The following is a 5629-nucleotide window of genomic DNA, read 5'->3' as shown; positions in this document are numbered from 1 at the left end:
GCGGTGCTGCGCGCGCAGGACAAGGCCACCGTGCTGCGCTTCGCCTGGTGGGGCGGCGCGGGCCGGCACGAAGCGACGCTCAAGGCGCTGGCGCTTTTCGAGCGCCGCCACGGCGTGCGGGTGAAGGCCGAATACATGGGCTTCAACGGCTACCTGGAGCGCCTGACGACGCAGATCGCCGGCGGCTCCGAGCCCGAAGTCATGCAGATCAACTGGGCCTGGCTGGCGATGTTCAGCAAGCGCGGCAACGGCTTCGCCGACCTGCACCGGCATGCGGCGCTGCTGGACCTGGCCCAGTTCGACCGGGAAGACCTCGCGTATGGCGAGGTCGCGGGCAAGCTCAACGCGCTGCCGGTGTCCTTCAGCGCGCGGGTGATGCTGTGGAACCAGGCGGCCTTCGATCGCGCGGGCCTGGCGCTGCCGCGCAGCTGGGACGAGCTGCGCGCCTTCGCCCGCCGCCATCCGCTGCTGCTGGCGCAGGGCACCAAGCTGGCGTCGACGCTGCAGGTGGCCGACGTCGCCTTCCAGGACACCGCGCGCAGCGACCGCGAGGCGCTGCAGATGCTGGTCAAGGGCCGGACCGCCGCGGTCTATGGCCAGGACGTCAACCTGCGCGAGGCCGCGCGCGGCGCGGGACTGGAGGGCCAGGCCCGCATCGGCCCGCAGGTCTTCGAGGAAGAGACCCAGTACGCCGTCGTCTCGCGGCGGTTGCCGGAGCCGGTCGTCGAGCGCCTGACCGAGCGGCTGCGCCAGCTCAGCGCTTCCGGCGAGATCGCACGCCTGGCGGAACGCTACCGCTGAGCCCGGGCGTCGTGGCGGCGGCCGCCTTCCTACAATCGTCGACTTTCCCCGTCCGCGGCTCCGCGCCCGCCCCGCCATGAACCCGCCCACCTATCGCATCGCCCCCAGCATCCTGTCCGCCGACTTCGCCAACCTGGGCGAGGAGGTCCGCAACGTGCTGGCCGCCGGCGCGGACTGGATCCACTTCGACGTGATGGACAACCATTACGTGCCCAACCTGACCTTCGGCCCGATGGTCTGCGAGGCGCTGAAGAAACACGCGATCAAGCCCGACGGCACGCCGGCGCCCATCGACGTCCACCTGATGGTGCAGCCGGTGGATGCGCTGGCGCAGGCCTTCTGCCGCGCCGGCGCCAACCTGGTGAGCTTCCATCCCGAGGCCAGCCAGCACGTCGACCGCACGCTGCAGCTGATCAAGGCCGAGGGCGCGCAGGCCGGCCTGGTGTTCAACCCGGCCACGCCGCTGGACGTGCTGGAATGGGTCATCGACAAGGTCGACCTGGTCCTGATCATGAGCGTCAACCCCGGCTTCGGCGGCCAGAGCTTCATCCCGGGCGCGCTCAAGAAGCTGCAGCAGGCCAAGGCGATGATCCTGGCCAGCGGCCGCGACATCCGCCTGGAGATCGACGGCGGCGTGAAGGTCGACAACATCCGCGAGATCGCGGATTCGGGCGCCGACACCTTCGTCGCCGGCTCGGCCATCTTCGGCAAGCCGGACTACAAGAGCGTCATCGACGCGATGCGCGCCGAGCTGGCGCGCTGATCGGCCAGGAAGCGCGGATCCGGTGACCCGACTCCTGCTCGTCTGCGCGGCCAACCTGTGCCGCTCGCCGATGGCCGAGGCCGTGCTGCGCCTGCGCGCCGGCGAACTGGGGCTGACCGAGGTGAGCTCGGCCGGCGTGTTCGCCTCCTCGAAGGCGCATCCCGTGGACAAGCGCGCGCTGGCGGTGCTGGAGCAGCGCGGCTACGGCATGGACCGGCGCTGGCGCTCGCGCAAGGTCAGGCCCGAGGACTTCGACACGCACGACCTCATCCTCGCCATGGACCGCCAGGTGCTGCGCGGCCTGCGGGCGATGAAGCCGGCGGTGTCGCCGGCGCGGCTGGGGCTGTTCCTGGCGGGCATGACCGGGCTGGGCCTGGACGAGGTGCCCGACCCCTACTACGGCGCGGGCAGCGGCTTCGTGCATGTGCTCGACCTGATCGAGGCCCGCGTCCACACCTGGCCACGCGACGCGGCGGTCTTCCACAAGTCCGTCACCGCCTGATCGCCGCCGCCTGATCGTCGTCGCCCCTGTCCTCCTGTCACGCGCCGACGCTCGTCGCGCCAGAATCGCGCGTCCATGAACTGCCGGGAGTGGCGACGATGAGCGAGCGATTGGCGCAGGGGCCGGATGGCCAGTGGCGCTGCAAGTGGTGCGAGGCGCCGGGCTTCGACGCCTACCGCGACTACCACGACACCGAGTGGGGTTACCCGGTCCACGAGGACCGCCGGCTCTTCGAGAAGCTCTGCCTGGAGGGTTTCCAGTCGGGCCTGTCGTGGCGAACGATCCTGGCCAAGCGGGAGAACTTCCGCCGGGCCTTCAAGCAGTTCGAGATCGCCAAGGTCGCGAAGTTCAAGGAAGCCGATGTCGAGCGCCTGCTGGCGGATGAGGGCATCGTGCGCCACCGCGGCAAGATCGAGGCGGTGATCCACAACGCGTCGCGGGCGCTGGAGTTGCAGAAGGAAGCCGGCTCGCTGGCCGCGTTCTTCTGGCGCTTCGAGGACCCGGAGGAGGGCGGCGACGTGCGGCCAACTTCGGACACCTCGATCAAGCTCTCCAAGGAACTGAAGAAGCGCGGCTGGAAGTTCGTCGGCCCCACGACCGTCTACGCATTCATGCAGGCGATGGGCCTGATCAACGACCACGCGCCGGGCTGCATCGGAAGGAGCGCCGCCACCGCCGCCCGCCACGAATTCCGACCGCCCCGGTGACTGTGGGCCGGCATGGGGCTTGGGGGTCCAGGAGGGAGCCCCCATGCCCCGTGGAGGCCGCGCTTGGCGATGGCAGTTGGGCGGCCTTCGTCAGTCCGCTTGCCCTGGCACCGGATGCGCGGGATGGTCAGCATGGGCAGGGTGTTCAGTCAGCCGCGTGTGGGCCACCTCCCGCGTATCCGGCCCCTTCCCACTGAAGCGATCGAGCGCCAGGTAGATCACCGGCGTGATGTAGAGCGTCACTGCCTGCGACAGGATCAGCCCGCCGACCACCGCCAGCCCCAGCGGCTGGCGCAGTTCCGCGCCGGCGCCCAGGCCCAGCGCGATCGGCAGCGCGCCCATCAGCGCCGCCAGCGTCGTCATCATGATCGGACGGAAGCGCAGGATGCAGGCCTCGCGGATTGCTTCGGCCGGCGTCATGCCGCCATTGCGCTGCGCGTCCAGCGCGAAGTCGATCATCATGATCGCGTTCTTCTTCACGATGCCCACCAGCATCAGGATGCCGATGGTCGCGATGATGGTCAGCTCCATGCCCGCCAGCTGCAGCGTCAGCAGCGCGCCCACCGCCGCCGACGGCAGCCCCGCCAGGATGGTCAGCGGATGGATGTAGCTCTCGTAGAGCACGCCCAGCAGCACGTAGATCACCGCCACCGCCAGCACGATCAGCAGCACCTGGCCGCCCTGCGAGTCCTTGAACACCGCCGCGTCGCCGCCGTAACTCGTGATGATGGACGGCGGCAGTCCGATCTCGCGCGTGAACTGGTCGATCTTCGCCGTCGCGTTGCCCAGCGGCACGTCCGGCGCGAGGTTGAAGCTCAGCGTGATCGCCTGCAGCTGGCCCTGGTGGTTGACCGCGGTGGGACCGAGCTCGCGCTTGACGCTGGCGAACGCGGTCAGCGGCACCATCGTGCTGTTCCTGCCGCGCAGGTAGATCTTGTCGAAGGCGTCCTCGCTCAGCCGGTCGCTGTCGGTCGCCTCCATGATCACCTGGTAGGTGTTGCTCTCCGCATAGATGCTCGAGACCTGGCGCTCGCCGAAGGCCGAGTACAGCGCATTGCGCAGGTCCTGCATCTGCACGCCCAGCAGCGTGGCGCGCTCGCGGTCGATCACCAGGTTGGCCTGCAGGCCGCGCAGCTGCGAGTCGCTGGTGACGTCGCGGAACACCGGGTCGTTGCGCAGCTTGTCCTGCAGCTTCACCGCCCAGCTGTTGAGCTCGCCGGTGCTGACCGACTGCAGCGTGTACTGGTAACGGCTCTTGGATTGCCGGCCGCCGAGCTGCAGGTTCTGCACCGGCCGCAGGTACACGGCGATGCCAGGCACGGCGCGCAGCTTCTTGCGCAGCTGCTCCAGCACCTGCGGCATCGCGGGGCGCTCCGAGCGCGGCTTCAGGTTGATGAAGAGCCGGCCGGTGTTGACGTTGCCGCCGCCCCCGCCGCCGCCCACCGCGGCGGATACCGACGACACCGACGGATCCTCCTGGACGACGGTGGCGACGCGCTCCTGCAGCACCGTCATCGCGGCGAAGGAGATGTCTTCCGACGCCTCGGTGCTGGCCTGGATCTGGCCGATGTCCTCTTCCGGGAAGAAGCCCTTGGGGATCGCGATCCACAGCCAGGCGCTGGCCACGAAGCTCGCGATCGCCACCGCGCCGATCACCCAGCGATGCCGCAGTGCCCAGTCCAGCGAGGCCGTGTAGCGGTCCAGCACCCAGGTGAAGCCGGCTTCGAACGTACGGCCCAGCGCGTTCTCACGGACCTCGTGGTGGCTGCTCAGGAAGCGGCTGCACAGCATCGGCACCAGCGTCAGCGATACGCCGGCCGAGACCATGATCGCCAGCGACACCACCACCGCGAACTCGTGGAACAGCAGCCCGATCACGCCCGGCATGAAGAAGATCGGGATCAGCACCGCCACCAGCGAGATCGAGATCGACAGGATGGTGAACGCCATCTCGCGCGCGCCGCGGATGGCGGCGTCGAACGGGGCCATGCCGTCCTCGACGTGGCGCACGATGTTCTCGAGCATCACGATCGCGTCGTCGACCACCAGGCCCACGGCCAGCGTGATGCCTAGCAGCGAGATGTTGTCCAGGCTGTAGCCCAGCGCGAACAGCAGCGTCACCGCGCCGATCAGCGAGATCGGCAGCGACAGCGTCGGGATCAGCGTCGCGACCATGCGGCGCAGGAACAGGAAGATCACCATCACGACCAGCGCCACGGTGAGCGCGAGCGTGAAGTAGACGTCGTGCAGCGACTCGCGGATCGAGACCGAGCGGTCGTTGAGCGTGCTCATCTGCACCGAGGCCGGCAGCTGCGCGGCAAAGCGCGGCAGCATCGCCTTGACCGCGTCCACGACCTTCACCGTGTTGGCGTCGGGCTGGCGCTGCACGGCCAGCACGATGGAGCGCTCGCCATTGAAGTTGGAGAAGGACTTGACGGTCTCGTAGCTGTCCTGGACGTCGGCCACCTCGCGCAGGAACACCGGCGCGCCGTTGCGCGTGGCCACGACGATGCCGCCGAAGGCCGCGGCGTCGCGCAGCTGCTTGTTGGCCTGGATGGTCAGCGTCTGGCGCGTGCCGTCCAGCGTGCCGACCGGCGTGTTGGCGTTGGCGCCCTTGACCGCGGCCTGCAGCTCGTCCAGCGTGATGTTGCGCTGCTGGAGCAGCTCGTTGCGCGCCTTGATGCGCACCGCGAAGCGCTTCTGGCCGTAGATCGAGACCTGCGCCACGCCGTCGATGGTGGACAGGCTGGGGGTGATCAGGTTCTCGGCGTAGTCGTTGAGCTCGGACAGGTTGATCGACGGCGAGGTCAGCGCCACCAGCAGCACCGGCGCGTCGGCCGGGTTGACCTTGCGGTA

At 69.1% G+C, this 5629-nt stretch carries 5 protein-coding genes; 4 read left to right on the top strand and 1 reads right to left on the bottom strand.

Features of this window, described 5'->3' with window-relative positions:
* From FUT87_RS17735 to FUT87_RS17720, 4 genes are all read left to right on the top strand, one after another.
* Positions 1–801 (top strand): extracellular solute-binding protein (locus tag FUT87_RS17735; RefSeq protein ID WP_147241870.1); only part of this gene is annotated, 801 nt, incomplete at its 5' end.
* Between the two features lie 76 nt (positions 802–877).
* On the top strand, positions 878–1564 hold the full coding sequence (gene rpe / locus FUT87_RS17730; protein ID WP_147241869.1) for a ribulose-phosphate 3-epimerase: 687 nt from the start codon (positions 878–880) through the stop codon (positions 1562–1564).
* Between the two features lie 22 nt (positions 1565–1586).
* Complete coding sequence (locus tag FUT87_RS17725) at positions 1587–2066, top strand: low molecular weight protein-tyrosine-phosphatase (protein ID WP_221213868.1); 480 nt, start codon at positions 1587–1589, stop codon at positions 2064–2066.
* A 98-nt stretch (positions 2067–2164) separates the two neighbouring features.
* Positions 2165–2773, top strand: a complete 609-nt coding sequence (locus tag FUT87_RS17720) for a DNA-3-methyladenine glycosylase I (protein ID WP_147241868.1) — start codon at positions 2165–2167, stop codon at positions 2771–2773.
* Between the two features lie 90 nt (positions 2774–2863).
* Here the strand turns inward: FUT87_RS17720 and FUT87_RS17715 are convergent.
* A partial coding sequence (locus FUT87_RS17715; protein WP_147241867.1) for an efflux RND transporter permease subunit occupies positions 2864–5629 on the bottom strand: 2766 nt, incomplete at its 5' end.

The organism is Mitsuaria sp. TWR114 (assembly GCF_007997345.1).
The sequence above is the reverse complement of the archived record's forward strand: the minus strand, read 5'-3'. Positions and strand labels throughout refer to the sequence as shown.